General features: G+C 72.4%; 22 protein-coding genes. 14 read left to right on the top strand and 8 right to left on the bottom strand.

The annotated features are described in order from the left end of the window. Positions 1-13: 13 nt before the first annotated feature. Both ABZ801_RS23945 and ABZ801_RS23940 read right to left on the bottom strand, forming a co-directional pair. Positions 14-1,228: an MFS transporter gene (locus ABZ801_RS23945; protein WP_360701448.1), complete on the bottom strand. Its 1,215-nt coding sequence runs from the start codon at positions 1,226-1,228 to the stop codon at positions 14-16. A 105-nt stretch (positions 1,229-1,333) separates the two neighbouring features. Beyond that, positions 1,334-2,251, bottom strand: coding sequence for an NAD-dependent epimerase/dehydratase family protein (locus tag ABZ801_RS23940; protein WP_360701445.1), 918 nt, complete (start codon positions 2,249-2,251; stop codon positions 1,334-1,336). Positions 2,252-2,402: 151 nt separating this feature from the next. On the opposite strand from ABZ801_RS23940, the gene ABZ801_RS23935 reads away from it, so the two are divergent. Together ABZ801_RS23935 and ABZ801_RS23930 are read left to right on the top strand one after the other, a co-directional pair. Then, entirely contained in the window at positions 2,403-3,104 is a 702-nt protein-coding gene (locus ABZ801_RS23935) for a TetR/AcrR family transcriptional regulator (protein ID WP_360701442.1), read from the top strand. A 30-nt stretch (positions 3,105-3,134) separates the two neighbouring features. Next, the gene (locus ABZ801_RS23930) at positions 3,135-4,664 is read left to right on the top strand and encodes an NAD(P)-binding domain-containing protein (protein WP_360701439.1); all 1,530 of its coding nucleotides are present in this window, start codon (positions 3,135-3,137) and stop codon (positions 4,662-4,664) included. 3 nt (positions 4,665-4,667) lie between these two features. Here ABZ801_RS23930 and ABZ801_RS23925 read toward each other — a convergent pair whose 3' ends face one another. From ABZ801_RS23925 to ABZ801_RS23910, 4 genes are all read right to left on the bottom strand, one after another. Further along, positions 4,668-5,330, bottom strand: a complete 663-nt coding sequence (locus ABZ801_RS23925; RefSeq protein ID WP_360701436.1) for a nitroreductase family protein — start codon at positions 5,328-5,330, stop codon at positions 4,668-4,670. A gap of 58 nt (positions 5,331-5,388) precedes the next feature. Then, on the bottom strand, positions 5,389-6,537 hold the full coding sequence (locus ABZ801_RS23920; protein WP_360701433.1) for a glutamate--cysteine ligase: 1,149 nt from the start codon (positions 6,535-6,537) through the stop codon (positions 5,389-5,391). Between the two features lie 26 nt (positions 6,538-6,563). Then, a complete protein-coding gene (locus ABZ801_RS23915) occupies positions 6,564-7,712 on the bottom strand; it encodes a M20 family metallopeptidase (protein ID WP_360701431.1) in 1,149 nt (382 codons plus the stop codon). Between the two features lie 168 nt (positions 7,713-7,880). Further along, on the bottom strand, positions 7,881-8,918 hold the full coding sequence (locus ABZ801_RS23910) for a cobalamin-independent methionine synthase II family protein (RefSeq protein WP_360701428.1): 1,038 nt from the start codon (positions 8,916-8,918) through the stop codon (positions 7,881-7,883). Positions 8,919-9,161: 243 nt separating this feature from the next. Here ABZ801_RS23910 and ABZ801_RS23905 point away from each other — a divergent pair, with 243 nt between their 5' ends. Together ABZ801_RS23905 and ABZ801_RS23900 are read left to right on the top strand one after the other, a co-directional pair. After that, positions 9,162-10,073: an SUMF1/EgtB/PvdO family nonheme iron enzyme gene (locus tag ABZ801_RS23905; protein WP_360701425.1), complete on the top strand. Its 912-nt coding sequence runs from the start codon at positions 9,162-9,164 to the stop codon at positions 10,071-10,073. Next, the gene (locus ABZ801_RS23900) at positions 10,067-10,333 is read left to right on the top strand and encodes a MoaD/ThiS family protein (protein ID WP_360701422.1); all 267 of its coding nucleotides are present in this window, start codon (positions 10,067-10,069) and stop codon (positions 10,331-10,333) included. The genes ABZ801_RS23905 and ABZ801_RS23900 overlap by 7 nt, the downstream gene beginning before the upstream one ends. A 14-nt stretch (positions 10,334-10,347) precedes the next feature. On the opposite strand, the gene ABZ801_RS23895 is transcribed toward ABZ801_RS23900, so the two are convergent. Continuing rightward, positions 10,348-11,472: a DegT/DnrJ/EryC1/StrS family aminotransferase gene (locus ABZ801_RS23895; RefSeq protein WP_360701419.1), complete on the bottom strand. Its 1,125-nt coding sequence runs from the start codon at positions 11,470-11,472 to the stop codon at positions 10,348-10,350. Between the two features lie 150 nt (positions 11,473-11,622). On the opposite strand from ABZ801_RS23895, the gene ABZ801_RS23890 reads away from it, so the two are divergent. The 3 genes from ABZ801_RS23890 to ABZ801_RS23880 all read left to right on the top strand — a co-directional run bounded on the left by ABZ801_RS23890 (position 11,623) and on the right by ABZ801_RS23880 (position 14,499). Then, positions 11,623-12,858, top strand: a complete 1,236-nt coding sequence (locus ABZ801_RS23890; protein ID WP_360701904.1) for a class I SAM-dependent methyltransferase — start codon at positions 11,623-11,625, stop codon at positions 12,856-12,858. Positions 12,859-12,870: 12 nt separating this feature from the next. After that, positions 12,871-13,884, top strand: a complete 1,014-nt coding sequence (locus ABZ801_RS23885; RefSeq protein WP_360701416.1) for an NAD-dependent epimerase/dehydratase family protein — start codon at positions 12,871-12,873, stop codon at positions 13,882-13,884. A 150-nt stretch (positions 13,885-14,034) separates the two neighbouring features. Beyond that, complete coding sequence (locus tag ABZ801_RS23880; RefSeq protein ID WP_360701413.1) at positions 14,035-14,499, top strand: SRPBCC family protein; 465 nt, start codon at positions 14,035-14,037, stop codon at positions 14,497-14,499. A gap of 57 nt (positions 14,500-14,556) precedes the next feature. On the opposite strand, the gene ABZ801_RS23875 is transcribed toward ABZ801_RS23880, so the two are convergent. After that, the gene (locus ABZ801_RS23875; protein WP_360701410.1) at positions 14,557-16,230 is read right to left on the bottom strand and encodes an ABC transporter substrate-binding protein; all 1,674 of its coding nucleotides are present in this window, start codon (positions 16,228-16,230) and stop codon (positions 14,557-14,559) included. 486 nt (positions 16,231-16,716) lie between these two features. On the opposite strand from ABZ801_RS23875, the gene ABZ801_RS23870 reads away from it, so the two are divergent. The 7 genes from ABZ801_RS23870 to ABZ801_RS23840 all read left to right on the top strand — a co-directional run bounded on the left by ABZ801_RS23870 (position 16,717) and on the right by ABZ801_RS23840 (position 24,710). Then, on the top strand, positions 16,717-17,910 hold the full coding sequence (locus ABZ801_RS23870) for a DUF6004 family protein (RefSeq protein ID WP_360701901.1): 1,194 nt from the start codon (positions 16,717-16,719) through the stop codon (positions 17,908-17,910). 108 nt (positions 17,911-18,018) lie between these two features. Beyond that, positions 18,019-18,984: a 50S ribosomal protein L11 methyltransferase gene (locus ABZ801_RS23865; RefSeq protein WP_360701407.1), complete on the top strand. Its 966-nt coding sequence runs from the start codon at positions 18,019-18,021 to the stop codon at positions 18,982-18,984. Next, the gene (locus ABZ801_RS23860) at positions 18,984-19,634 is read left to right on the top strand and encodes a hypothetical protein (RefSeq protein WP_360701404.1); all 651 of its coding nucleotides are present in this window, start codon (positions 18,984-18,986) and stop codon (positions 19,632-19,634) included. The genes ABZ801_RS23865 and ABZ801_RS23860 overlap by 1 nt, the downstream gene beginning before the upstream one ends. Further along, on the top strand, positions 19,631-20,947 hold the full coding sequence (locus tag ABZ801_RS23855) for an AarF/UbiB family protein (protein ID WP_360701401.1): 1,317 nt from the start codon (positions 19,631-19,633) through the stop codon (positions 20,945-20,947). Before ABZ801_RS23860 ends, ABZ801_RS23855 begins: the two co-directional genes overlap by 4 nt. A gap of 33 nt (positions 20,948-20,980) precedes the next feature. Then, positions 20,981-21,517, top strand: coding sequence for a hypothetical protein (locus tag ABZ801_RS23850; protein ID WP_360701398.1), 537 nt, complete (start codon positions 20,981-20,983; stop codon positions 21,515-21,517). A gap of 42 nt (positions 21,518-21,559) precedes the next feature. Then, complete coding sequence (locus ABZ801_RS23845; RefSeq protein ID WP_360701395.1) at positions 21,560-22,909, top strand: aminotransferase class V-fold PLP-dependent enzyme; 1,350 nt, start codon at positions 21,560-21,562, stop codon at positions 22,907-22,909. Positions 22,910-22,997: 88 nt separating this feature from the next. Then, positions 22,998-24,710 carry an ABC transporter substrate-binding protein gene (locus ABZ801_RS23840; RefSeq protein WP_360701393.1) on the top strand — a complete coding sequence of 571 codons (1,713 nt, stop codon included), beginning with the start codon at positions 22,998-23,000 and terminating at the stop codon, positions 24,708-24,710. Positions 24,711-24,742 lie beyond the last annotated feature (32 nt).

The raw sequence follows: 24,742 nt of genomic DNA, 5'->3' as shown, positions 1-24,742 counted from the left end.
CTGCCCGCTGACCTCACCGGTCCGGCGGGCGCGGGGCGTCCACGGGAAGGCGGCGCGCGGCCAGACCGGCCCAGCCCAGGCCCAGTGCCGTCGCGTACAGGACGCCGCCCGCCCCCAGACCCGCCGCGAGCAGGCCGGCGGCGCTGGGCAGCACGATCTGCCCGGTGCGGTTGCCGAGTAGACGCAGCGACATGGCGCGGCCGCGCAGCCCCGGGGGAGCGGACTCGGCCAGCCAGGACATGGTGAGCGGCTGCCCGACGCCCAGCCCGAACCCGGCGACGACCAGCAGCGCGCCCAGCAGCCACACCGGCGAGGACAGCGGGGCCAGGCCCAGCGCGAGCGCCGCCGCCACGGTGCTGACCACCAGCAGGCGGCGGCGGCCGAGCGCGCCGCTGAGCCGTCCCAGGAAGAACCGCGATCCCATGGAGGCCAGCCCGCGCAGCGTGAGGAGCACGCCCACGGTGCCGGACGACAGGCCGCGCTCGGCCCCCAGCGCGGGCAGGTAGGCCAGCGTGATGTCCACGGCGGACAGCACCACGCAACTGGTCAGCAGCGCGTGCGGCAGGCCGGGCAGGCGCAGCAGCGTCCGGGTCCGCGGCCCCTCCCGCCGCGCCTCCGCCGGGGCCCGGCCGGTGCTGGTCAACGCGAGGGACAGCACGATCAGCACGGCCGACACCGCGCACGTCCAGGCGAAGATGCGCCCGGTGTCGGGGATGTCGCGCCGGCCGCCGAGCACGGTGATCAGCACCGGGCCGGCCGACTGCCCCAGCGACGCGGCGAAGGTGTAGTAGCCGAAGGCGGTGTCGTGGGCGCCCCGGACGGCGGTGTTGGCGACCAGCGCCTGTTGGCCGACCACGCAGCCCAGATGCCCGGTGCCCAGCAGCATGGCCGCCGCGACCAGCCCGCCGACGGTGTCCCCGGCCAGCAGGAAGGCCAGGCAGGAGCCGGTCAGCAGGGCCGCTCCGCCGGTCATCACCCGGCGTTCGCCGACGCGGTCGGTCAGCTGCCCGGCGGGCAGCGCCAGGAACAGCGGGGCCAGGGCGAAGGCGGCGGCCAGGGCGCCGAGCCCGGCCGCGGGCACGTCCAGTTCGATCGCGCGGTACGACATGGTGGGCCGCAGCACGAACGTGACCGCCTGGGTGATCACCGAGTGCGTCAGCAGCGCCGCCGTCCGGCCGCGTCCGAGCGTCCCGCTCATGGCCGGGATGGCCTCCGCCGACCGCCTCATCCGCTCCCCGTCCCGACCGCTGTCTTATAACCTCGGCACGCCATTCGGCCTGGCGGGCAGAGATCATAGCGTGTCGCCGGAATCGTGCGTTATAACGGCCGGTCGTCAGGCGGCGGCGATGACCGCCTTCACGGCGTCGTCCATCGAGGTCGGGCGGAGGCCGAAGGTGGTCTCGAAGGCCGAGGAGTCGAGGATGTACGGGCGATCGAACTGGTAGCGCGTGCTGCGCAGCTCCCGCATCATCGGAGAGACGACCCCGATCGCGTTGAAGACCGGGCGCGGCACCCGCGTGATGCGCGGTGCCGGGGCGCCGGCGGTTTTGCACAGCCGTTCGGCGAACGTTCGGGGCGTGAACGCCGGGGCGGTGGGGATGTGCCAGGCGCGGCCCCACGCGCGCTCGTCCGTGCCCGCCACGGCCAGAGCGTGCGCGACGTCCGGCAGGTACGTCCAGCTGTGCGGGATGTCGGGATCGCTGATGAACGCGACGCGCTTGCCCGCCAGCAGGGGCCGGACGAAGCGGTCGGTGCCGATGTACGCCTGGTCGCTGCTGCCGGGGCCGTAGAAGTCCGAACCGCGCACCTCGGTCACGCGGGCACGTCCGGCCCGGTGGGAGGCGAGCATGTCCTCCCACATCCGGGCGCGTATCCGGCCCTTGGTGTCGGTGGCCGCCAGGGGCAGATCCTCGGTCATCGGCACGTCCACCGGCCCGTACCCGTACAGGTTGCCCAGCGTCACCAGTACCGCGCCCGTGTCCTCGGCGGTGCCCAGCAGCGAAGCCGAGACCGGCGGCCACACCGCCGCCCACTCGTGGTAGCGCGGGTTCATGCAGTTGTAGAGAACGTCGGCGCCCCGCGTGACCTCGGTCAGCCGCTCCCGGTCGGCGGCGTCCGCGGCGACCTTGCGGACGCCGTCCGGGCCCGACCCCGACCGCGTCACCACGGTGACGTCGTGCCCCTCGCGGACGAGCAGGTCCGCCAGGTGCCCGCCGACCTGTCCCGCTCCGACGATGACGTGCTTTCCCACGGTGTTTCCCTTCCAGGGGAGATCAGAAGTCCGTTGCGAGAGCAATGCTCTCTCATGTGAGCGACGCTCGTCAAGAGCACTGCTCTCGTTTTGATGCGCCGCTCTGATAGCCTCGGTCCCACCGTGAGCGGACGGCGGGAAGGGGACGGCGATGACCAGGGCGGGCACGGCGCGGGCACGGGTGCGGGCGGAGCTGACCCGCGAGATCACCGAGATCGCCCGCCGGCAGCTGGCCACCGAGGGGGCCGCGGGCCTGTCGCTGCGCGCGGTCGCCCGCGAGATGGGCATGGTCTCCTCGGCGATCTACCGCTACTTCCCGAGCCGCGACGACCTGCTCACCGCGTTGATCATCGACGGCTACAACGCGGTGGGCGAGGCCGTCGAACGCGCCGACGAGCAGGCCCGCGGACGTCCGTACGGGGAGCGGTGGCTGGCGGTCTGCCGGGCCGTCCGGGAGTGGGCGCTGGCCCACCCGCACGAGTACGCCCTGCTCTACGGGTCGCCCGTGCCCGGTTACAAGGCGCCGCAGGACACCGTCTCCGCCGCCATGCGCGACACGGTGGTGTTCGCGCGCATCGTGACCGAGGCGTACGAGGCGGGAGCGCTGGAGCCGGCGGGCCCGTGCCCGCCGCTCCCGGACGAGCTGCGCGCCGACCTGGAACGCACGCGCGGGCACGTGCGGATGGACGTCCCCGACGAGGTCGCCGCGCGCGCCCTGACCGCCTGGGCCGGGCTGTTCGGAACGGTGAGCTTCGAACTGTTCGGCCAGTTCGACAACGCCATCGACAATCGCGCCCCGTATTTCGATCATGCGATGACCTTGTTGGGACGAATGGTCGGCTTGACCATATGACACTGTTATCCGGTGGTTTAAGATCATTTCATGATCATCGGAAACCATCGGTACGTCATCGTCGGAGCGGGTCCGGCGGGCCTTCAGCTGAGCTACTACCTGCACCGGGAGGGCGCCGACTACCTCACCCTCGAACGCGGCGCCGAACCGGCGGCCTTCTTCCGCCGCTACCCCCGCCACCGGCGCCTGATCTCGCTGAACAAGGTGCACACCACCAGCACCGATCCCGAGATCAAGCTGCGCTGGGACTGGAACTCCCTGCTCAACGACGCGCCCGCGCTGATGTTCCCCGAGTACAGCGGCGAATACCTGCCGCACGCCGACGACCTGGTCCGTTACCTGGAGGACTTCCGGCGTTTCCACGATTTGAACGTCCGCTTCGAAACGGCGGTCGAACGGATCGAGCGGACACCGGAAGGATTCGTCCTGCACACACCGGCGGGCGTGCTGCACGCCCGGTGCGTCATCGTCGCCGCCGGGTGGGGCGCGCCGTTCATCCCCGACATCCCCGGCATCGAGCACGCCGTCGGCTACGAGGACATGAGCATCGAGCCCGAGGAGTACGCGGGCAAGCGCGTGCTGATCATCGGCAAGGGCAACTCGGCGTTCGAGACCGCGCACGCCATGCTCGGCCACGCCGCGATGGTGCACCTGGCCAGCCGCCGCCCGCTGAAACTGGCCTGGAACAGCAAGCACCCCGGCGACGTGCGCGGCCAGTACGGCGCGCTGCTCGACAGCTACCAGTTCAAGACACTGCACTCGGTGCTGGACTGCACGATCGACGAGATCCGCCGCGACGCCGACGGGTACGACGTGCGGATCACCTACACCCACGCCGACGGCGAGCAGGCGCTGCTGCGCTACGACACGGTGCTCCGCTGCACCGGCTTCCGCATGGACACCGGCATCTTCGACGCCTCCTGCGCGCCGGTGACCGAACGCGACGGCCGCATGCCGTCGCTGCGTCCCGACTGGCAGTCCGCCAACGTCGACGACCTGTACTTCGCCGGGACGATCGCCCAGGCCCGCGACTTCAAACGCGCCTCATCGGCGTTCATCGACGGCTTCCGCTACAACCTGCGGACGCTGACCAGGCTGCTGCGCGAACGCTACGACGACGTCCCGCTGTCCTACGACACGGTGCCGGCCGAGCCGGAGGCGCTGACCCGGCTCGTGCTGGACCGGGTGAACTGGAGCTCGGCGCTGTGGACGCAGTTCGAGTACCTGTGCGACGCCCTGGTGCCCGACCCGGCCTCGGGCGGCCTGCGGCACTACATCGACCTGCCCGAGGACTACGCGGCCGACCGGTTCGGCGACCTCTACACCGTCACGCTCCGCTGGGGACGCGACGAGTACGGCGACGTCTTCGCCATCGAACGGCACCCGCAGCCGGACCGCGCCGCGGAGAGCGCGTTCATCCACCCCGTCATCCGCCGGTACCGGGACGGGGAGCTCGTCGACGAGCTGCACCTGCTGGAAGATCTGCTGGCCGAATGGCGCCGCCCCGACCGGCACGTCGCCCCCCTGGAGGAGTACTTCGCCAAGCAGCTGCCGGGCTGAGCATCAGCACCGGACCATCACCTCGTCGAGGGGCTTGCGCGTCAGGTCGGGCACCCGCGCGCCGGGCGCCGGATAACCGACCGGCATGAGCACGTAGGGACGTTCCTCCCGCGGCCGATCGCAGATCTCGTTGAGGAACCGCATCGGGCTCGGGGTGTGGGTGAGCGTCGCCAGCCCCGCGTGGTGCAGCGCCGCGATCAGCAGCCCGACCGCGATGCCCACCGACTCCTTGACGTAGTAGGGCTTCGGGCTGTGCGGGCCCTGGTGCACCTCGAACACCACGATCAGCACCGGCGCGATCTCCAGGAACGGCTTGTGCCAGTCGGTGCCGATCGGGCCGAGCGCGTCCAGCCACTCCCGCGAGGCGCGGCGGCCGTAGAACTCGCGCTCCTCGGCCTCGGCGGCCAGCCGCAGCCTGCGCTTGCGCTCGGGATCGGTGATCACGACGAACCGCCAGGGCTGCACGTTGGCGCCGCTCGGCGCGCTCGCCGCCGCCCGGATCGCCGTCTCGATCACCTCCTCCGGGACCGGCTCGGGGGAGAACTCCCGCACGGACCGCCGGGTCGCCATCACCTCGCTGAACGCCCGCGCGGCGCGCACGCCCTCCACCCGCGGGACCTGCCGGAAGGGCAGCGGAACCGTCCGGGCCGGTGCCACCTCGGTCATCGAAACGCCTCCCATCGTCGCGGCGTCTCCAGTATCACGGCGGCGCCCCGGGGACGCCTTACGTCGTCATGCTGTTCTGCGCGTCGGGCACACCGGTCTCGCCGATCGGTGCGGTCCGCCGGATCAGATCGTCGACGACGTCGGTGAGCCGGCCGTCGCGGGCGGCCCGGCGCTGCCGGGTCGCGCCGTCGCCGTGTTCGGCCAGCCCGTCCAGCCACGCGGTGACGCGGCGCAGGTCACCGTGCTCCTCCAGGCCGGGGCGTGCCGTCTCCAACAGCCGCCGGGCCAGCTCTCGCGCGGGGACGGGACGGCCGGTCAGCACGTCGACGCCCGAACCGGCCATGCCGTCGCGGGCCGCGCGCCAGTAGGCGAGCCGCATGAACTCCGGCTGTAGCTCGGGCCCGGGGTCGCCCCGGTCGACCCAGGGCAGCACGCTGACCACCAAACCGCGCACCAGCGCGGCCAGCGCCGCCGACTCCTCGGCGGTGATCGGCACGTCCGCCACCCGGACCTCCAGCGTCGGCAGCCGCGCCGACGGCCGCACGTCCCAGAAGATCGTGCCGTCGTCCACCAGCGCCTCGGCCTCCAGCAGCGTGGCGACCAGCTCGTCGTAGTGCGCGGCCGAACGGAGGTACGGCGGCGGGCCGGCCACCGGCCAGCGGTTCCACAGCAGGGTGCGCCAGCTGGCGTACCCGGTGTCCAGGCCGCGCCAGAACGGGGAGTTGGCCGCCAGCGCGATCAGCACCGGCAGGTACGGCCGCAGGTGGTTGCTCACCAGCACCGCCCGCTCCCGGTCCGGCAGTTCGACGTGGACGTGCAGGGCGCAGATGTTCAGCTCGTGGTGCAGGCCCCGGAACGTCGCGTTGCCCCGGTCCTGCCGGGGCCCCTCGGTGATCGGAGACGGGATGGACGCGTCCAGCACCGGCGTGCCGCTGGCGATGACACCCAGCCCCTCCTCCTCCGCCGCCGCGGCCAGCGTCGCGCGGTTGCGCGCGAGCTGCCCCGCCGCCTCGGCGGCCGTGACACAGGGCGTGGTCCGGCCTTCCAGCTGAATTTCGGTGATCTCCCCGCCGACCCAGGAACCGAGTTCCTTTTCGGCCTGCCGGAGAACCGTCCCGGCGCGTGCCACGGTTTCCCGTGTCCGCCGGTCGACGACAAGGAATTCCTCTTCCACACCGAACCGGCGGGCTTGATCATCCGCGACCATGCGCCTCAGCTTAGGGCGCGGACGCGCTACGGCGTTCGGGCTTTTCGCAAAGGCGTGCGGACGAGACGGCCGACCAGTCCCGCGAGCAGGGCGGCGCGTTCGGGCATGCGCCGCACGTCGACGTATTCGCTGCGCGCGTGCGCGCCGCCGCCGACGCCGCCGAGACCGTCCAGGGTCGGCACGCCCAGCGCGCCGGTGAAGTTGGCGTCCGAGGCGCCGGCCGCGTGCGCGCCCCCGGGCGGCTCGAGACCGAGCTCCTTGGCCGCCTCGCGGGCCGCCGCCAGCAGCCCCCGCGCCATGTCCTCGGTCAGCGGGTACCGGTTCACGCCGCCCTCCAGGCTCAGCCGCGCCTCCGGAAGGCGAGGCGCGGACCGGCGGATCATCCGGTCCACGCGGTCGAGCTCCGCGCCCGTCCATGACCGCACGTCGATGGCGAGGACGGCCCGCTCGGGCACCGTGTTGGACGTGGTGCCGCTGCTCAGCGCCGTGGGCGTGACGCTGGTGCCGCGCGCGGCCGCCGCCAGCTCGCGGACGGCGAGGATCTGGTGGGCGACCTCCACGGTGGCGTTGACGCCCGCGTGCGGCTCGACCCCGGCGTGGGACGCCCTGCCGTGGACGACGAGCCGGTAGGCCGACCCTCCCTTACGCGCCACCTTCAGCTCACCGGACGGCGTGCTCGGCTCGCACACCAGCACGGCCCCCGACCGCCGGGCCTCGGCCTCGATGAGGGGACGCGAGGTCACCGAACCGCTCTCCTCGTCGCCGGTCAGCAGCACGCCGACGTGCGAGGTGTCGTCCAGCAGCGCCAGGGCCGCCAGCATCTGCACGATGCCGGACTTCATGTCGCACACGCCCGGACCGGTGGCGATCCCGCCGTCGACGGCGAACGGCCACCGCTCGATCGTGCCCGCGGGCCAGACGGTGTCGAAGTGGCCGAGCAGCAGCACCCGCTGGTCGGCCGCCGGCCACAGCAGGTGCGGCACCCCGTCCCGGACGATCCGCCGCGGCTCCCGGCCCAGCACCGCGCGGCCCCAGCCGGACAGCAGGTCGGCGCACGCCCGCAGATGCGGGGCCGAACCGGGCGGCGACTCGCACGACACCAGTTCTTCCAGCCGTTCGAGCATCTCCGCCGCCCGGTCCTCGGCCGCCCAGCGCAACGCACTCCGCAATGACATCCGGCAATTCCCCAACTCCGCGCGCCCATGGAGCCCATGGACGCCCAATCCGGTTTTCCGCCGACGTCGTCGAGTATCGGCGCGGATTCGGGCAGGGGTCTTCTCGGAAACTGCCGAGTCGGATTGCCGTGCGGCCCCGCGCAATTCCGCGGAGAGTGCGGCGACCGCTCAGATCCCCAGTCGCGCCGAGGCCAGCGCGGTGCCCTCCAGCCGTGCCCCGATCTTGGCGAACGCGGTCTCACGGGAAGTGGACACGTCGTCGGCGAAGGGGGAGAACCCGCAGTCGTCGCAGGTGCCCAGCCGGTCGACGGGCAGGTGACGGGCCGCGGCCAGCACCCGGTCGCGGACCTGCTCGGCCGTCTCGACCCGGGGGTCGACCGGGTCGGTCACGCCGACGAAGATCCGCGCGTCGGCGGGCAGGTGCTCGGCCGCGACGGCGAGGGTCTTGTCGGGGTCGGGCTCGCTGGCGAGCTGCAGGTAGAAGTTGCCCGCCTTGAGCTGGAACAACTTGGGCAGCAGCCCCGCGTAGTCGACGTCGAGGCTGTGCGTGGAGTCCTGGTCGCCGCCCGGGCAGGTGTGCACGCCGATCCGCGCCCGCTCCTCGGGGGTGAAACGCTCCAGCACGCTGTTGTTGAGGGCGACGAAGTCGTCCAGCACCCCGCCGCTCGGGTCGAGCTTGAGCGACAGCCGCCCCTCGGTGAAGTCGAGCTGGACGACGTGCGCACCGCCGTCCAGGCAGCCGCGGATGTCCGCCTCGGCCTCGTCGGCCAGGTCGGCCAGGAACCGCTCGCGCGGGTACCCGTCGATGCCGTCGGCCGGGTAGAGCAGGCTCAGCGCGGACGGAGCGATCACCGCCTGCTTCACCGGGACGTTCGCGTGCCGCCGCGCGACCCGCAGGTACTCCTCGGCACGGGCGGCGTAACGGAACGGCCCGGCGGTCAGCCTCGGCAGCTGCCGCCGGTGGCCGTCGGCGAACGGGATGACCGCGCCGTCGGGGGCCAGGCCGTCGAGCCCGGCGATCGGGTAGGTGGCGAAACTCGGCTTGGACTGCTCGCCGTCGGTGACGACCGGCGAGCCGAGCTCTTCGAGCCGCCGGATGGTGTCGCGGACGGCCTTCTCCTGGGCGGCGGCCAGCTCGGACGGCGCCGCGTCCAGCAGTTCGGCGGGACGCGGAATGCTGCCGATCGGTTCGGTGGGGAGTGGCATGGTCGCGAGCGTAGATGACCCAATGTGCACGGTCAATCGCGTCCAGCGATCATCAAAGATCGCGTTGTCGGCCTCTTGTTCCGGTCGCGCCACGGCGCTTGAAGATCAACATCTCTCGCGGGTGAGTGTTCTCTCGCCCACTAATCGATGGGCGTTCCGCTCCCCCCCTCATAGTCTCGGCAAGCGCAAAGAGAATGGCACGACGGGACGCCGAATCGATAAAGTGGAGGATTTGTGGAGAAAATGTCGCGTATTCCCGGCGGGTCGTTCCTGCAGGGGTCCCCCTCCTGGATGCTCGACTGGCTGGAGCGGTCCGACCAGCCGTTGCCGCGGCGCTGGTTCGCCGACGAGACCCCCCGGTTCGCCCGGACGCTGCCCGCCTACCGGATCGACCGGCACCCGGTCACCGTGGGGGAGTTCGCCGAGTTCGTCCGCAGCACCGGCTACGTGACCGACGCCGAACGCCGCGGGTTCGGCATGCTCTACGAGCGGCGGTGGACCGAACGCGAGGGCGTCACCTGGCGTGCGCCGGCCGGGCACGGAACGGCGGTCGAAGGACAACACGACCACCCGGTCGTCAACGTCTCCTGGAACGACGCCGACGCCTACGCCCGATGGGCCGGAAAACGGCTGCCGACGGAGGCCGAGTGGGAACTCGCCGCCCGCGGCCATGAATTCCGCATTTGGCCCTGGGGTGACGACTGGAACGCCCACAACGCCAACACCGCCGAATTCCACGCCGGAACGCTCACCACCCTCACCGCATGGCGGGAATGGTGGCGCGGAATCCGTGAACGAGACGGCCCGATGCCGTTGACCACCCCGGTCGGGGCTTTCTCGCCCGCCGGCGACAGTGTTTTCGGATGCGCCGATATGGCGGGCAACGTGTACGAATGGACGGCGACCACGTCGCACCTGTACGGCCGGACGGCCGACTGCGATCCCGCGCTGCGGGCGGCGCTGGGACGCTACCGCGTCATCCGCGGCGGATCCTGGATGAACTTCCGCTACCAGGCCCGCTGCACCGAACGCCTGCACGGCGACCCCACCGGGTGGTCGAGTTTCGCGGTCGGCTTCCGCTGCGCAAGCGACGACACCGGCCCCCGCGACCGGCCCCTCGGTTCGATCCCCGGCCCAGGAGCGCTCTCATGGTGACGATCATCGTGCCGATGGTGTGGACGGCGGACGGGACGACGCGGTTCCAGACCGCCGCCGGCCCGCTCGCGGAGGTCGTCAAGCGGTTCGCCGCCGAGCGTCCGGACTGCCGCGACCGGGTGCTGGGGCCCGACGGCGAACCGCTCATGTACGTCAACGTCTGCGTCGACGACGAACTGGTCCCGCGCGACCGGCGCGCCGGCACCGTGGTGGCGGACGGCAGCACGGTGACGCTCATCGCCCCCATGGCGGGCGGCTGACCGCCCGACCGCGGTCACAGCGTGGCGAGCACGTCCCGCAGCGCGCGGATCACCTTGTCCTGCAGGCTCCGCGGCAGGGACGGGTACATGGGCAGCGAGAAGATCTCCTCCGCCAGCCGCTCGGTCACCGGCAGCGCGCCCCTGGTGTATCCCAGGTGCGCGAACCCGCTCATGGTGTGCACCGGCCACCGGTAACTGACGTTCAGCGCGATGTCGTACGCCCGCAGCCGTTCGAGGATGTCGTCGCGGCGGGGATGCCGCACCACGTACAGGTAATACACGTGCTCGTTGCCCTCGGCGGTGGACGGCAGGACGAGCCCCTCCGTCCCGGCCAGGTCGCCCAGCCCCTCGGCGTACCGGCGCGCCACCGCGCGCCGTCCCGCGATGTAGCCCTCCAGCCGCCGCAGCTTCCGCCGGAGGATCTCGGCCTGCACCTCGTCCAGCCGGGAGTTGTGCCCGGGCGTCCGCACGACGTAGTAGGCGTCGTCGGCCATGCCGTAGTAGCGCAACTGCCGCAGGGCGCGGTCGACGCCCCCGTCACCGGTCAGCACGGCCCCGCCGTCGCCGTACGCGCCCAGCACCTTGGTGGGGTAGAAGGAGAACGCGGCCGCGTCGCCCATCGATCCGGCGAGCCGGCCGTGGTGGCGAGCGCCGTGGGCCTGGGCGCAGTCCTCCAGGACGACCAGGCCGTGCCGGTCGGCCAGCCGCCGCAGCGGGGCCATGTCGACGCACTGCCCGTACAGGTGAACGGGCAGCAGCGCCCGGGTGCGCGCGGTGACGGCGGCCTCCACCTGGCCGGTGTCCATGAGGAAGTCGTCCTCGCGGACGTCGACGAACACCGGGACGGCGCCCGCCGCCACGATGGCGACCATGGTGGGCGCGGCCGTGTTCGACACCGTGATCACCTCGTCGCCGGGGCCGACCCCCAGCGCGCGCAGCGCCAGCGTGATGGCGTTGGTGCCGTTGTCGACGCCGGTGCAGTACGCCACGCCGTGGTGGTCGGCGAACTCGGCCTCGAAGTTCCGGACGCTCTCCCCGAGCACCAGCCGGCCGGACTCGAACACGGTCGTCACCGCGTCCAGCAGGTCCGCCTTCTCCTGCCCGTACTCCGGCAGGTAGTCCCACACGCGTGTCGTCATCTCATCCTCGTCCGATGCCGGCGAATCGCCGGGCCGTGAACCGCCCCGGAGGGGGTGAGGGGGCCGTCGCCGTCACGCTAGTGCGGGCGGCGACGCCGAGTAGTGAAACTATCACCTGACGTAGTCGCGGGTGGTCGAGGAGTGAGCGTGATCGGGCATGTCGGTGACACCGTCGCGTGCCGCGTGTGCGGCGGCGTCGTGGAGGCGTTTCTCGACCTGGGTGCGCAGCCGATCTCCCAGCGGTTCCGGGACCCGGCCGACGGCTCCCCGGAGGTCTTCTTCCGGCTGGCCGTGGGGCAGTGCGGTTCGTGCACGATGGTGCAGCTCTGCCAGGAGATCCCGCGCGAGGAGATGTTCCACGAGGGCTACCCGTTCCGCTCCTCCGGGTCGCGCGCGATGACCGGGCACTTCACCGCCGTGGCCGAGCGGTTCCTCGAAACCGAGCTGACCGGCCCCGATCCGTTCGTCGTCGAGATCGGCTGCAATGACGGCGTCATGCTGCGGACGATCCGCCGCGCGGGCGTGCGGCATCTGGGGTTCGAGCCGTCCGGTGACGTCGCCGAGGCGGCGCGCGCGGCCGGGGTGCGGGTGCGCGGGGAGTTCTTCGAGGAGGCCACGGCCGCGCGGGCGGCCGAGGCCGAGGGACCCGCCGACGTCGTCTACGCGGCGAACACCGTCTGCCACATCCCCTATCTGGACTCGGTTCTGCGGGGCGTGGACGCGCTGCTGGCGCCCGGCGGCGTCTTCGTGTTCGAGGACCCCTACCTGGGCGACGTCCTGGCCAGGACGGCGTTCGACCAGATCTACGACGAGCACTTCTATCTGTTCTCCGCGCGTTCGGTGCGGGCGGCCGCCGGCCGGTTCGGGTTCGAGCTGGTGGACGTCGAGCGGCTTCCCGTCCACGGCGGCCAGGTCCGCTACACCCTGGCGCGGGCCGGTGCGCGCCGTCCGGCCGCGGCCGTGGCCGAACTGCTGGAGGAGGAACGCTCCCGGGGGCTCACCGACGAGGCGGTGCTGCGCGGCTTCGCGACCCGCACCGCGCGCGTCCGCGACGAGCTGGTCGCCATGCTGACCGCGCTGCGCCGGGACGGCAGCCGCGTCGTCGGCTACGCCGCCACCGCCAAGAGCGCCACCCTGCTGAACTTCTGCGACATCGGACCGGACCTGGTGCCGTTCATCTGCGACACCACGCCCGCCAAGCAGGGGCTGGTCACGCCCGGCAAGCACATCCCGGTGCGGCCGCCCGGCGAGTTCGCGCGGCCCTACCCCGACTACGCGCTGCTGTTCGCGTGGAACCACGCCGAAGAGATCATGAGCAAGGAGCGGGAGTTCCGGCGGGCCGGGGGCCGGTGGCTGATGTACGTGCCGCGCGTGCACGTCGTCTGAGGAGGTGGTGACATGGCCTCCAGCGACACCGGCCGGTGGGCGCGGCCGCTCGTCGTGGTGCTGGGCGCCTCGGGGTTCGTCGGGTCCGTGGTGACGGCGGCGCTCGCCGACCGTCCCGTGCGGCTGCGTGCGGTGGCGCGCCGGCCGAGCGCGGTGCCCACGGGCTGCCTGGCCGACGTCGAGGTGCGCCGCGCCGACCTGACCCAGAGCGCGCGACTCGCCGACGCCGTGGAGGGCGCCGACGCGGTGATCCACCTGGTCGCCGGCGGTGTGTACGGCCCGGGGCGCGGCGGGGAGGCGGACGCGGAGCGGGTGAACGTGGGGGTGATGGCGTCGCTGCTCGACGCGATGCGCGGGCGCCGGCGTCCGGGGCCGCCTCCGGCGGTGCTGTTCGCCGGGGCGATCCACCAGGTGGGCGTGCCGCCGCGGACGGTGCTCGACGGCTCCGAGCCCGACGCCCCGAGCGACCCCTTCGGCCGGCACAAGCACGCCGCCGAGCGCATGCTGCTCGACGCCACCGCCGAGGGCGCCGTCCGGGGCGTCTCCCTGCGCCTGCCGACCCTGTACGGGCACAGCCCCGCGACCGGTGCCCTGGGCGGCGGCGCGCTCGCCGTCATGATCCGGCGGGCGCTCGCGGACGAGCCGCTGACCCTGTGGGGCGACGGCACCGTGCGGCGGGACCTGCTGCACGTCCGGGACGCGGCGGCCGCGTTCCTGGCCGCGCTCGACCACGTCGGCCCGCTCGCCGGACGGCACTGGCTGCTCGGCACCGGCGAGGGCGTGCCGCTGGAGCGGGTGTTCGGATGCGTCGCCGAGATCGCCGCCGCGTGCCGGGGTGGACGGCCGGTGCCCGTGCGCCGGGTGCCGCCGCCCCCGCACGCGGGCCCCGCCGACCTGGCGAGCGTGGTCGTCGACGCGTCGGCCTTCCGGGGCCGGACGGGGTGGCGGCCGAGTGTGCGGCTTCGCGAGGGCCTGGAGCAGACGGTCATGGCCGCCATGCGACCGGCACGTCCGGCAGCGAAATAGTCATTTCGGAAGAATGCCGGGAATATCGATGGTCTGCTGCCCGCGATATTACCATCGGGGTCGGCCTCGGCTGCCGTCGCCGATGTTATCCTGACCGCGCAGTCGGCCATCGGAAAGGGGCGTGCGGGAATGTCGGTGGACGGACTCCGGATGACGAATCCGCCGGTCGTGAAGACCGGAATGCTCATTCGCCGGCCGGTCGGCGAGGTGTTCGAGGCGTTCGTCGATCCGGCGATCACCACGAGATTCTGGTTCACCAGGAGCAGCGGCAGGCTGACCCCCGGAGCGCAGGTGAAATGGGAATGGGAGATGTACGGCGTCTCCACCCACGTCAAGGTGCGCGAGGTCGACAAGGACGCCCGTATCCTCGCCGACTGGGGGATCGAGGAGTCGCCCACCACCATCGAGTGGAAGTTCTTCCCGCAGGACGACGGCACCACCTACGTCCAGATCACCAATGACGGCTTCGCCGGGGACGGGGACAGTGCGGTCGCCGCGGCCATCGACTCCATGGGCGGCTTCACCATGGTCCTGTGCGCGCTGAAGGCGCTGCTCGAACACGACCTCCGGCTCACCATCGTGGCCGACGCCCACCCCGTGGACATCAAGATGTGAGAACGGCGGACGAGGGCGCATCGGCCACGCGCGTGCGCCCTCGTGCCGCTCGCCGCCTCACGCGCCGGACGGCGCGTCCCCCAGCCACAGATTGGTGAGATCGCCGTTCAGCACCGGGTAGGGCAGCCAGTTGTGCACCCGGGTCGAATGGAACCAGTACTGGTGGGCGAACAGGATCGGCACCACCGCCGCGTCCCGCATCACCTCCTCCTCCAGCCGGCGAAAGAACTCGGCGGCCCTTTTCTGGCTTTCCGAGGTGAGCGCGGCGTCGAGCAGGTCGTCGACCTTCTCGTTGCGGTAGCGCCCGAAATTGGAACCCCAGTCGCCGTTGTCGGCGACGCCGCGGCTGCCGAACAGCGGCTGCAGATACGTCCGGGCGTTGTTGCCGTACCAGTCGGGTTCCCAGCCGGTCAGCGCGATGTCCCACGCGCCTTCCCGCGCGGCCGAGGAGGACGACAGATAGTCGTCGAAGAACTCGTTGATCGACGCCGGTACCGTTTTCACCCGGATGCCCGCGCGTGCGAGGGCTACCTTGACCGTTTCCGCGGTCTCGGGGTGGATGTCCGCGTCGCGGAACACCAGCCTCAGCGTGAGTCCCTCCGGATATCCGGCCTCGGCGAGCAGCCGCCCGGCCCGTTCGGGATCGCCGCGTCCCCCCTCGGTGCGGTAGGGGCGGAACTCACGGTGCGCCGTGCACAGCGGCGGGAGTATCTGGTCGGCGATGTCGTTCAGCCGGGGACCGCCCCACACCAGTGACACCGCCGCCTTGTCCACGGCGTACTGCAACGCCTGCCGGACCTTCCGGTCGCCGGTCGCGTTCCCCTCGTTCGGGCTGACGACGCTGATGACCAGGTAGGGGCTGAGCAGGCCGGCCGGACAGACCTCCAGCCGGGGATCGCCGGTGCGCAGCAGCTCCGGCAGTCTCGCGGTGAGCGGCTGGACGTCCCAGAGCATGTCGGCGGCGCCCGACGCGACCAGCTCGTAGGCGTCCTCCTCGGAGACGCCCTGGCGGATGTCCACCCCGTCGACATGGGCGGCGCGAAGGCCGTCGGTCTCCGGCGCCCAGGCGGGATTGCGTCCGAGCGTGATCCGCCGCCCGCGGACGTGGCGGGTCACCTCGTACGGGCCGTTCGACATGAGAGTGTCGTTCAGCTCCGGACTGCCCGGCACATGCGGCAGGTATTCGGCCGGCGCCGGAGTGGCGAACGGCAACGCCAGCATGTTCAGGAAGTCGGTCGCCGGGTGCCTGATGGTGAAGACGACCTCGGTCATGCCGACCGCGCGCATCCCGCGAACGTCGGTGTGCTCCATGCGTTCGGCGATGGCCTCGGGCGTGCGGGGAGCCCCGGCCAGCGCGTCGCGGAACTCGGCCATGCCGTCGATCGTGCTCAGGAAGTACGGCAGGCCGGGGCTCGGCGCCAACGGGTGGGCGAGCCGTTTGATCCCGCGCACGACGTCCTGCGCGGTCACCGGCCGGGCCCCGGACGGGGTGTTCCAGCACACCCCGTCCCTGAGCGTGAAGGTGTAGCGGGTGCCGCGCGCGGTGACCCGTCCGTTGGCGGCGCTCGGCACCTCGGTGGCGAGATCCGCGACGATCCTTCCCGCCGCCTCGCGGTCCCGTCCGGCCGGGTACCCGACGAGCTGCCGGGTGTAGGCGCGGACGATCCCGCGGGTGACGGTGTGGTACGCCAGGGCCGGGTCGAGATGGTCGACGTCCCCGGCACCGACCATGATGAGCACCCCGCCGCGCCGGGGCCTCCCGGGACCGTCCGCCCTCCGGGCCGGATCGCTCCTCCGGGCCGGAACGACGACCCGCCGCGCGCGGCCGGTGAACCTCTCCAACATCCGCATCAGCTCCTCGAGGACGGTGTCACTAGCGAATACTAAAGTGAATGTCCGCGTCAATGAGAGGAGTCACTCGTGTCCCTGGAGCGTCATCCCATGGTCGACGCGCTGGTCGTGACCTCGGTCGGGCAGTCGCAGGTGGAGGAGGGGCATGACCAGTGGAGACGCGCATCCGCGGTGGCGTGCGGGCCGGTCGGCGGGGCGTCCGCGAGCGGGCCGGCGCCGGCCTCCCCGGAGGTGCCGCCCGCAGACGATGTCTTGACAGAAAACTATAGAAAAATATAGTGATAGCGCCTGGGTCCGTCACCGGGGTCCGCAGCCGGGGCCCGGTAAGGATCGCCTCGACAGACGCTGGAGGTGTCTGGCTTGAGCATGTTCCGCGAGACGTACGAATCCCTCGACCTCGAACCCAAGCCGATCCGTCCGCACATCCTGGCCGCCGCGACGGTCGTCTTCGGCGACGACTACTACGCCGGCCGCCGGGAGACCATCAACCTGTCCGGCTTCGTCCAGCTCAACAAGTGGCCGATGCCCGGCTTCGAGCACCGCGTCGACGAGCGCGGCCACGCCGAGCTGGACCTCGAACTGATCAGCGCCCCCGAGGTCGGCATCAAGGGCTTCAGCTACGAGCTCGACGACCGCATCCAGGTCCTGTCGAACCCGTTCCTGCCCAACACCGGGCACGTGCGGCAGATCGTGCCGGGGAAGAACTTCCCCGCCGAGTTCTACATCCGCCGCTTCGGCATCCTGGAGACCAGCACCCTGCGGCTGGCCCACCGCAACGTCATCGACATCTACGGCGTCGTCGACGGCATCCCGCCGTACAAGAAGCCGCTCACCGGCCCGTACCTGGGCAGCCCGCGCGGCGACGGCCCGTTCGACGTCGTCCAGGCGCCCAACGTGGTGCGCGGCACCACGCTGCCCGAGGCGTGGTACCCCGCCGACGACCAGAACGAGCCCGTGGGGCTGACGCCGACGGTGTTCTTCGCCGCCAGCGCGGGGCCGTGCATGTCCATGCTGGTCGACCCCTCGCTGATCATGCAGGTGTCGCTGGAGGGCGCGATCGACGTCGAGATCGACGGCCGGACCGAGACCATCGAGCTGGCCGGCGACCACCGCAGGGCGGCCGGGACCGAGATCCTGCTGTTCGGGCCCGACAAGCACGACGGGCAGGGCGTGCTCGCGCAGCTGGCGCGGGTGGCGATGGTCGGGCACAGCGCCGCCCTCGGCGGCCGGGTGATGCTGCGCGCCAGCTGGCCGCGGCCCTCCGGGGGGACGCTCGGCGAGGGCACCGAGGACGGCCTGAGCCGGGTGAGCTTCCCGGCCGAGCTGCACATCGACGCCGAGTTCGAGATCGTCACGCCGCGCGGCAACCTGTGCGCGGCCGGGCCGGTGCACGTGGCGGGCAGGCTGCGCGACCTGGAGGCGACCGGCAGCGAGCTGGCCATGACCGGCGCGGACACGGCGCTGGTCACCGATGACGGGACGGTCCGGGCCAGGCTCGCCGGCGTCCGCCTGGCGATGCGCGACGCGCACGTCGGGGAGACCGCAGCGGTCAACGTCTGAGGTCGCGCGCACACCGCGCACGTGTCCGCCCCGTCCGCCGGCCGCGGCCGGCCGGCCTCTCCCGGACGGCCCCGAGACGTCCGGGAGAGGCCCGAGAGGGAGTGCCGAATGGACCAGCGACTCGTGCTGATGCACCAGGCGATGCTCGCCGACCGGCCTCGGCTGGAGGCCTACGACCGGGCGCTCGCACGCGCGGTCCGGCCGGGCGACGTGGTGGCCGACGTGGGGGCGGGCACGCTCGTGCTGTCCCTGCTGGCGCTGCGGCACGGCGCCGGGCGCGTCTTCGCGGTGGAGGCCGACCCCGCCACGGCCGCGGTCGCCGCGCGGATCGCCGAGCACAACGACCTCGGCGGCCGGCTGACCGTCGTGCGCGCCGACGCCCGGACCGTGCGGCTGCCGAAGCGGGCCGACGTGGTCGTCGCCGAGATGATGGGCAACCTCGGCCCCGAGGAGCAGATGATGGAGGTCCTCGACGCCTTCGCGCGCGGCAACCTCGCCCCCGGCGGCCGGGTCGTCCCGCAGCGGCTGGTCACCCACCTGGCCGCCGTCGAGTTCGACGGCGAGGGGTGGGGGGTGTGGGGCGGGGACTTCTTCGGGCACCGGCTCGACGTCGTCCAGGAGTGCGCGCCGCCCGGCGCGCAGCTGCACTTCTTCCAGCGCCGCCCGACGCTGCTCAGCGAGCCGGTGCCGATCGCCGACAACCGGATCGGGGACCGGTCCGCGGCGGTCGTGCGCCGCGTCCGCGACCTGGTCGTCACCCGGCCCGGCACGCTGCACGCCGTCGCCGGGTTCTTCACCGCCACCCTCGCGGAGGACGTGCGGTTGTCGAACTTCCCGTCCTACCCGGGGTGCAACTGGGCGGTGTGGATCTGGCCGCTGCGGCACACGCCGGTCGCCGCGGGCGACGTCCTGCGCGTGCGGGTGCGCCGTCCCGAGGGCGTGCGGGTGGCCACCGACTGGCGGCTGGAGTGCGGGCTCGACCGGGCGGTCCGGCCCGCCGCCTCGCGCGGACCGGGGGAGTGCGGCGCGCAACCGGGGGACACGGCCTCGCCCGGCGCCGTGGGGAGGCCGTGATGCCGTACGCGGCCGGTACGGTGCGCGACATCCCGGTACGCGGCCTCAAGCTGTGCGGGCTGACCTGGAACGGGACGTTCCTGTGGTGCTCGGAGGCCGTCCAGAACCTCATCATGGCGGTGGACCCGGCGAGCGGCGAGGTGGCGCGGCGCCTGCCCTGCCGGGACGTCCGCACCGACCTGACCACGCTGGGCGGCTACCTCGTGCAGGTCGCCGGGCCGCACGGGGTGCTGCGCGTCCTCGACCCGCACTCCGGCGAGGTGGTCGGCGAGCTGCCCAACCCCCGTCCGGGAGCCGTGCTGTGCGGGCTGGAGGCGACGCGGCACGGGCTGTGGCTGGGGTACGGGGACCTGCGCCGCATCGACCTGCGCGGCGTGGACGACCTGCGGCTGGTGGACAGCTTCCCCGTGCGCCACGCCGTCGCGGGCGTCACGGTGTCGGACGGCTATCTCGCCTACGCCGACCACCGCGCGGGCACGATCAACCTCCTCGACCTGGACCGCGGCCGGGACGTGGCGTCGGTCTCGGTCCCGGGCAACCCGACCGGGATCGCCTGGGACGGCAGCCTGATCTGGTACTGCGATCACGCGACGTTCCAGCTGCGCGCCATCGAGGTCCCGGGCATCGCGCGGGCGGAGCGGGCGCCGTGACGGGCCTCGCGCCGCACGCGACGCCGGGAAGGTTCACGTTGGCCTGCCGGGCGGTGCGGGTCGTGGCCACCGCCGTCGTCGTCCTGGTGCCGGGCGTGCTCGCCGGGCTGGCGCACGCGTCGCTGTGCGGCCGCTCGTCGGGACGGCGGTACGTCTACCGGCGCCTGACCGCGCTGCTGACGGCGCTGGGCCCGGCGTTCGTGAAGGCGGGGCAGGTGCTGGGCACACGGCGGGACGTGCTTCCGGCCGCGTTGTGCGACGAGCTGTCGGTGCTGCAGGACGCGGTGCCGCCGCCGGGCCCCGCGCAGACGCGGCGGGCACTCGCCGAGGCGTACGCGGCGGACCCGGCCCTGACCGGCCCGGACGGCGTGTTCGCCGAGATCGACGAGCGGCCGGTCGCCGGCGGCAGCGTCGCCTGCGTGCACCGCGGGGTCCTGGCGACCGGCGAGCAGGTCGCGATCAAGGTGCGGCGGCCGGACGTCGACCGCGTGATGGCCCGGGACCTGGCGCTGGTGCGCGCGGCGTCCCGCCTGGTCGCCCGGCTGCCGATGCTGCGGGGCGTGCCGGTCGCCGCGGTCGTCGAGGACATGTGCGCGGCCGTGCACGGCCAGCTCGACCTGGCCCGCGAGGCCGACGGCCTGGCCCGCCTGCGCGACAACCTGGCGGTCGTGCCGCGCGTGCGGGTCCCGAAGGTCTACGCCCACGCGTCGCGGCCGCGCTGCGTCGTCATGGAGTTCATCCCCGAACTGGACGTGCGCACCGCCGCCGCGTGCCCGCCCGCGACGCGCCGCAGGCTCGCCGCCTCCGCGCTGACCGCGATCTACCAGATGCTGTTCGTCGACGGCTTCGTGCACTGCGACCTGCACCCCGGCAACCTGTACTTCACCCGCGACGGGCAGGTCGTGGTGCTGGACGCGGGGTTCAGCGTGCGGCTGAGCGAGCGCCTGCGCCGCCTGTTCGCCGAGTTCTTCCTCAACATGTCGGTGGGCCGGGGCAGCCGCTGCGCCGAGATCGTGGTCGAGAGCGCGGCCGGAACGCGCCCCGGCGCCGACCTGGACGGCTTCCTGGACCGCATGGCCGACCTGGTGGAACGCAGCCACGGCCTGCCCGCCCGGGAGTTCAGCCTGGTCGCGTTCGCCACCGAGATGTTCGCCCTGCAGCGCGCCCACGGCGTGCACGCCGCGCCCGAGCTGATCTTCCCGCTGCTGTCGCTGCTGGTCATCGAGGGCACGATCCGCGACCTCGACCCCGGCATCGACTTCCAGGAGACGGCCCGGCCGGTGCTCAACCGCGGCCTGTTCGGCGCCCGGTGACCGGGCCATCCCGGGCACCACACCGAGCACTGCGTGAAGGAGGCGGTGCTGGTCGACGGGCAGGGGCAGGGCGAGCACGTGCTGTCCCTGGTGAACACCCCGCAGGGCCTGCTCGCCGAGGGCTTGGCCGAAACGGGCCTGGACGCCGTCCTGGGGCGGGCGTGGGGACCGTGGACCGCCGAGATCCTCGGCGAGCTGGGCCTGCGCGTGGACAGGGAGCGGATGCAGCCCGTGATGGCGCAGATGAGGCGGCTGTTCCCGGCCCGGCAGGACGCGGCGATCCTGCTGCACGACCGGGGCGCCGACGCCGACGAGGCGGTCGCGTACCTGCGGCGCTGGCTGCTGATCGAGGACGGGCGGGCACGGCACATGGTGCGGTTCCTGCTCGACCCGCTGTGGCGCGCGTACGTCACGACCTACATCGAGGGCGCCCGCCTGGTCTCCGCCTGGCTCGCGGGGGACCGTGCCGACGGGGCCCGTGCGGACGGCCCCGAGGGGAAGCCGGGCGCGGGCGTCACGGAGCGCTTCGGCCGGCTGCTCCGCGAGCCCTTGCTCCCGCCCACCCGGTGAGTTACTTTAATTACATATAGTGATTTCACTGTGGGAGGTCCCGTGGGTCAGAGCGTCTCCGCCGACCGCACCGGCACGCTTTCCCCTCTCCCCGGCCATGACGGCGACCGCCGCGCCCACTGCCCCGACAGGCATCTGGGCACCGCGTCCTGGGACCACATCCGGTCGCTTTTCACCCTCCGCCCCGGCACGGTCCACCTCAACACCGGAACCGTCGGCGCCATGCCGCACGAGGTGCTCGACGTCCACGAACGCGTCACCCGGGAATGGACGGGCAGCCTGCGCGACGTCTACCCGCCGACCCTGTATCCCGAGTACCGCGCCGCCATCGCCGGGGACTTCGGCGTCGACCAGGACGAGATGGTCATCTGCCACAACTCGACCGAGGGCATGGCGCGCGTCATCGCGGGCCTGGACCTCGGCGAGGGCGACGAGGCGCTCACCACGACGCACGAGTGCTACTCGGTGCCGTCCAACCTCAACCTGGTGCACAACCGCACCGGGCTGACCGTCCGGACCATCACCCTCCCGTCCGGGCCGGACGTGCGCGCCGAGGACATCGTCGAGCTGTTCGCCGCCGCCGTCACCCCGCGCACCCGGGTGATGTTCTTCGCCGCCGTCACCCTGTTCACCGGCACCCGGATGCCCGTCCGCGCGCTGTGCGACCTGGCGCAGCGGCACGGGATCGTCACCGTGGTGGACGGGGCGCTGCTGCCCGGCATGCTGGACGCCGACCTGCGCGCCCTCGGCGTGGACTTCATGACCGGGTCCGGTTCGAAGTTCCAGTGCGGGCCGCTCGGCACCGGCCTGCTGTACGTGCGCAACAAGGTGATCCCCGAGCACAACCCGCTGCCGCTGCCGCCGTTCTGGCCCGTCATCTCCACCTGGTACCCGATGCTCGGCCCCATGCCGCCGCGCACCACCACCCGCGTCGAGACCTGCAACATGGGCGACTACCTGCAGAGCGCCGGAAGCGCCGGCGTCGCCCGCGCCGCCGCGCTGACCAGGGCCTGTCAGATGTGGAACGCCATCGGCCGCGGCCGCATCGAGCGGCGGATCATGGAGCTGGGCGACCACGCCCGCGACCGCCTCGCCGAACGGTTCGGCGAGCGGGCGCTGTACTCGCCCGCAGACCCCCGGCTGCGCTCGCCGCTCATCAGCTTCCGGCCGTTCCGCGCGCCGCACGACGCGTGGAACCCCAAGAAGATCAACACCTTCGTGGACCGGCTGGAGCGCGAGCACCGGATCTGGATCCGCTGGATCGAGTTCGACGTGCCCGGCTCCCCGCACATGCACTACGCGGCCCGCGTGTGCACCCACCTGTTCAACACCCGCGAGGAGATCGACCACGCCGTCGACGTCATGGGCCGGCTGGCGGACGAGATGGCGTGACCCGGGCCGCCACGGACATGCCCCCACGCCACGGACGTGAACCCACCGCCACGGACACGACCCCACGCCACGGAAAGGTGCCCCACCCATGAGCAGCGGCCAGCCGACCTACGGGGGAGTGCTCCGGCTCTACGGCCCCGGCAGCATGGACCACGTCGACCCCGCGTGCGCGTACTACATGCTGGGCGGTCAGATCATCCGGTTGTTCGCCCGCCAGCTGTTCACCTACGCGCCGGTCAAGGACCTGCGCGACTGGCGCGCCGTCGCCCCCGTCCCCGACATCGCCGTCGACATCCCCTCCACCCACAACGGCGGCCTGAGCGCCAACCACAAGGTCTACACGGTCACGCTGCGCCGCGGCGTCATGTGGGACACCACCCCGCCTCGCGAGGTGACCGCGCACGACTTCGTCCGCGGCTTCAAGCGCATGTGCAACCCGGTGATCGGCGCGGGCGGCATCCGCTACTTCACCAGCACCATCCGGGGCATGCGGGAGTTCTGCGAGGAGTACGCGGCCGCGGTGCCCGGAAAGGACGCCACCGCCGCCGACCTGGCGGGCTTCCAGAACTCCCACGACATCCCCGGGATGTTCGCCGTGGACGACGACACGCTGGTGTTCGAGCTGCTGCGTCCCGCCGCCGACTTCCTCAACATCCTCGCGCTCACGTTCGCCTCGCCCGCGCCCGTCGAATACGACGCCCACGTGCCCGACAGCGACGAGTTCCGCCGCGACGTGCGGTCGAACGGACCGTACCGGTTCGTCGACTACGTCCACGGCAGGCGGCTGCGGATGGAACGCAACCCGGTGTGGCGCAAGGAGACCGACCCGGTGCGCAACCAGTACGTCCAGTCCATCGAGGTGACCATGGAGAAGGCCACCCCGGAGGAGGTCGGCGCCAGGATCAGGTCGGGGGCGGCGGACCTGTCGTGGGCGTCCCCGGTCACCGAGCCGTACGAGATCGACCCCACCGACACCGGCAACGACCTGGGCTACGCGCTCAACCCGTACCTGGTGTTCAACGTGGTCAGCCCGAACTGCGGCGGCGCGCTCGGCAAGGCCGCGGTGCGGCGGGCCATCGCCTACGCGATCGACAAGGCGGCGATCCAGCGGATCTACCACGACCTGGCCGCCGGCACGGTGATGCGCCCCGCGCGCACCGCGATCCCGCCCGGCAATGACGGCTACGAGGACTACGACCTGTACCCGACGCCGGACGACCGCGGCGACCCCGACCGGGCGCGTGCGCTGCTCGCCGAGGCCGGCCACCCCGACGGGCTGGAACTCGTCGCCGTCCACCGCGACGTGGACGCCAACCCCGAGGTGGCCCGCTCGTACGCCGCCGACCTGGAGAAGGCCGGGATCGCGGTGCGGCTGGTGCCGATGGGCCACGCCGACTACTACCGGTTCCTCCAGGACCCTGACAACGCGCGGGCCGGGCTGTGGGACCTGACCGCCCCGTCGTGGACACCGGACTGGTTCGGCAACAACGGCCGCGCGTTCCTGCAGCCGATGTTCCAGACCAACTGCTCGCGCGGCACCGGCAACTACGGCTGCTACAGCGACCCCGAGGTGGACCGGCTGATCGAGGAGGCGCTCGGCGCGGTCGACCCCGACCGTGCCCGCGCCGCCTGGCACGAGGTCGACCGCCGGGTGATGGAGGACGCGGCGATCGTGCCGATCCTCGTGCACGCCCCCACCATCCCGCACCTGTGCGGCGACCGGGTGCGCAACGCGATCGCGATGCCGACCATCGACCGCTGGTTCGACCTGTCCAACCTCTGGCTCGACCCGCCCCGCTGACCGGGGCGCCGGGTCACCGCTCCGGGAAAGGA

The organism is Actinomadura sp. NPDC047616, from assembly GCF_040642915.1.
Taxonomy (GTDB): domain Bacteria; phylum Actinomycetota; class Actinomycetes; order Streptosporangiales; family Streptosporangiaceae; genus Spirillospora; species Spirillospora miaoliensis.
The sequence above is the reverse complement of the archived record's forward strand: the minus strand, read 5'-3'. Positions and strand labels throughout refer to the sequence as shown.

Coding starts and splice junctions, on each gene's coding strand:
- ABZ801_RS23945 (WP_360701448.1), bottom strand. CDS start 1,228: ATGAGGCGGTCGGCGGAGGCCATCCCGGCCATGAGCGGGACGCTCGGA.
- ABZ801_RS23935 (WP_360701442.1), top strand. CDS start 2,403: ATGACCAGGGCGGGCACGGCGCGGGCACGGGTGCGGGCGGAGCTGACC.
- ABZ801_RS23930 (WP_360701439.1), top strand. CDS start 3,135: ATGATCATCGGAAACCATCGGTACGTCATCGTCGGAGCGGGTCCGGCG.
- ABZ801_RS23925 (WP_360701436.1), bottom strand. CDS start 5,330: ATGACCGAGGTGGCACCGGCCCGGACGGTTCCGCTGCCCTTCCGGCAG.
- ABZ801_RS23920 (WP_360701433.1), bottom strand. CDS start 6,537: ATGGTCGCGGATGATCAAGCCCGCCGGTTCGGTGTGGAAGAGGAATTC.
- ABZ801_RS23915 (WP_360701431.1), bottom strand. CDS start 7,712: ATGTCATTGCGGAGTGCGTTGCGCTGGGCGGCCGAGGACCGGGCGGCG.
- ABZ801_RS23910 (WP_360701428.1), bottom strand. CDS start 8,918: ATGCCACTCCCCACCGAACCGATCGGCAGCATTCCGCGTCCCGCCGAA.
- ABZ801_RS23905 (WP_360701425.1), top strand. CDS start 9,162: ATGTCGCGTATTCCCGGCGGGTCGTTCCTGCAGGGGTCCCCCTCCTGG.
- ABZ801_RS23900 (WP_360701422.1), top strand. CDS start 10,067: ATGGTGACGATCATCGTGCCGATGGTGTGGACGGCGGACGGGACGACG.
- ABZ801_RS23895 (WP_360701419.1), bottom strand. CDS start 11,472: ATGACGACACGCGTGTGGGACTACCTGCCGGAGTACGGGCAGGAGAAG.
- ABZ801_RS23885 (WP_360701416.1), top strand. CDS start 12,871: ATGGCCTCCAGCGACACCGGCCGGTGGGCGCGGCCGCTCGTCGTGGTG.
- ABZ801_RS23880 (WP_360701413.1), top strand. CDS start 14,035: ATGACGAATCCGCCGGTCGTGAAGACCGGAATGCTCATTCGCCGGCCG.
- ABZ801_RS23875 (WP_360701410.1), bottom strand. CDS start 16,230: ATGGTCGGTGCCGGGGACGTCGACCATCTCGACCCGGCCCTGGCGTAC.
- ABZ801_RS23870 (WP_360701901.1), top strand. CDS start 16,717: ATGTTCCGCGAGACGTACGAATCCCTCGACCTCGAACCCAAGCCGATC.
- ABZ801_RS23865 (WP_360701407.1), top strand. CDS start 18,019: ATGGACCAGCGACTCGTGCTGATGCACCAGGCGATGCTCGCCGACCGG.
- ABZ801_RS23860 (WP_360701404.1), top strand. CDS start 18,984: ATGCCGTACGCGGCCGGTACGGTGCGCGACATCCCGGTACGCGGCCTC.
- ABZ801_RS23840 (WP_360701393.1), top strand. CDS start 22,998: ATGAGCAGCGGCCAGCCGACCTACGGGGGAGTGCTCCGGCTCTACGGC.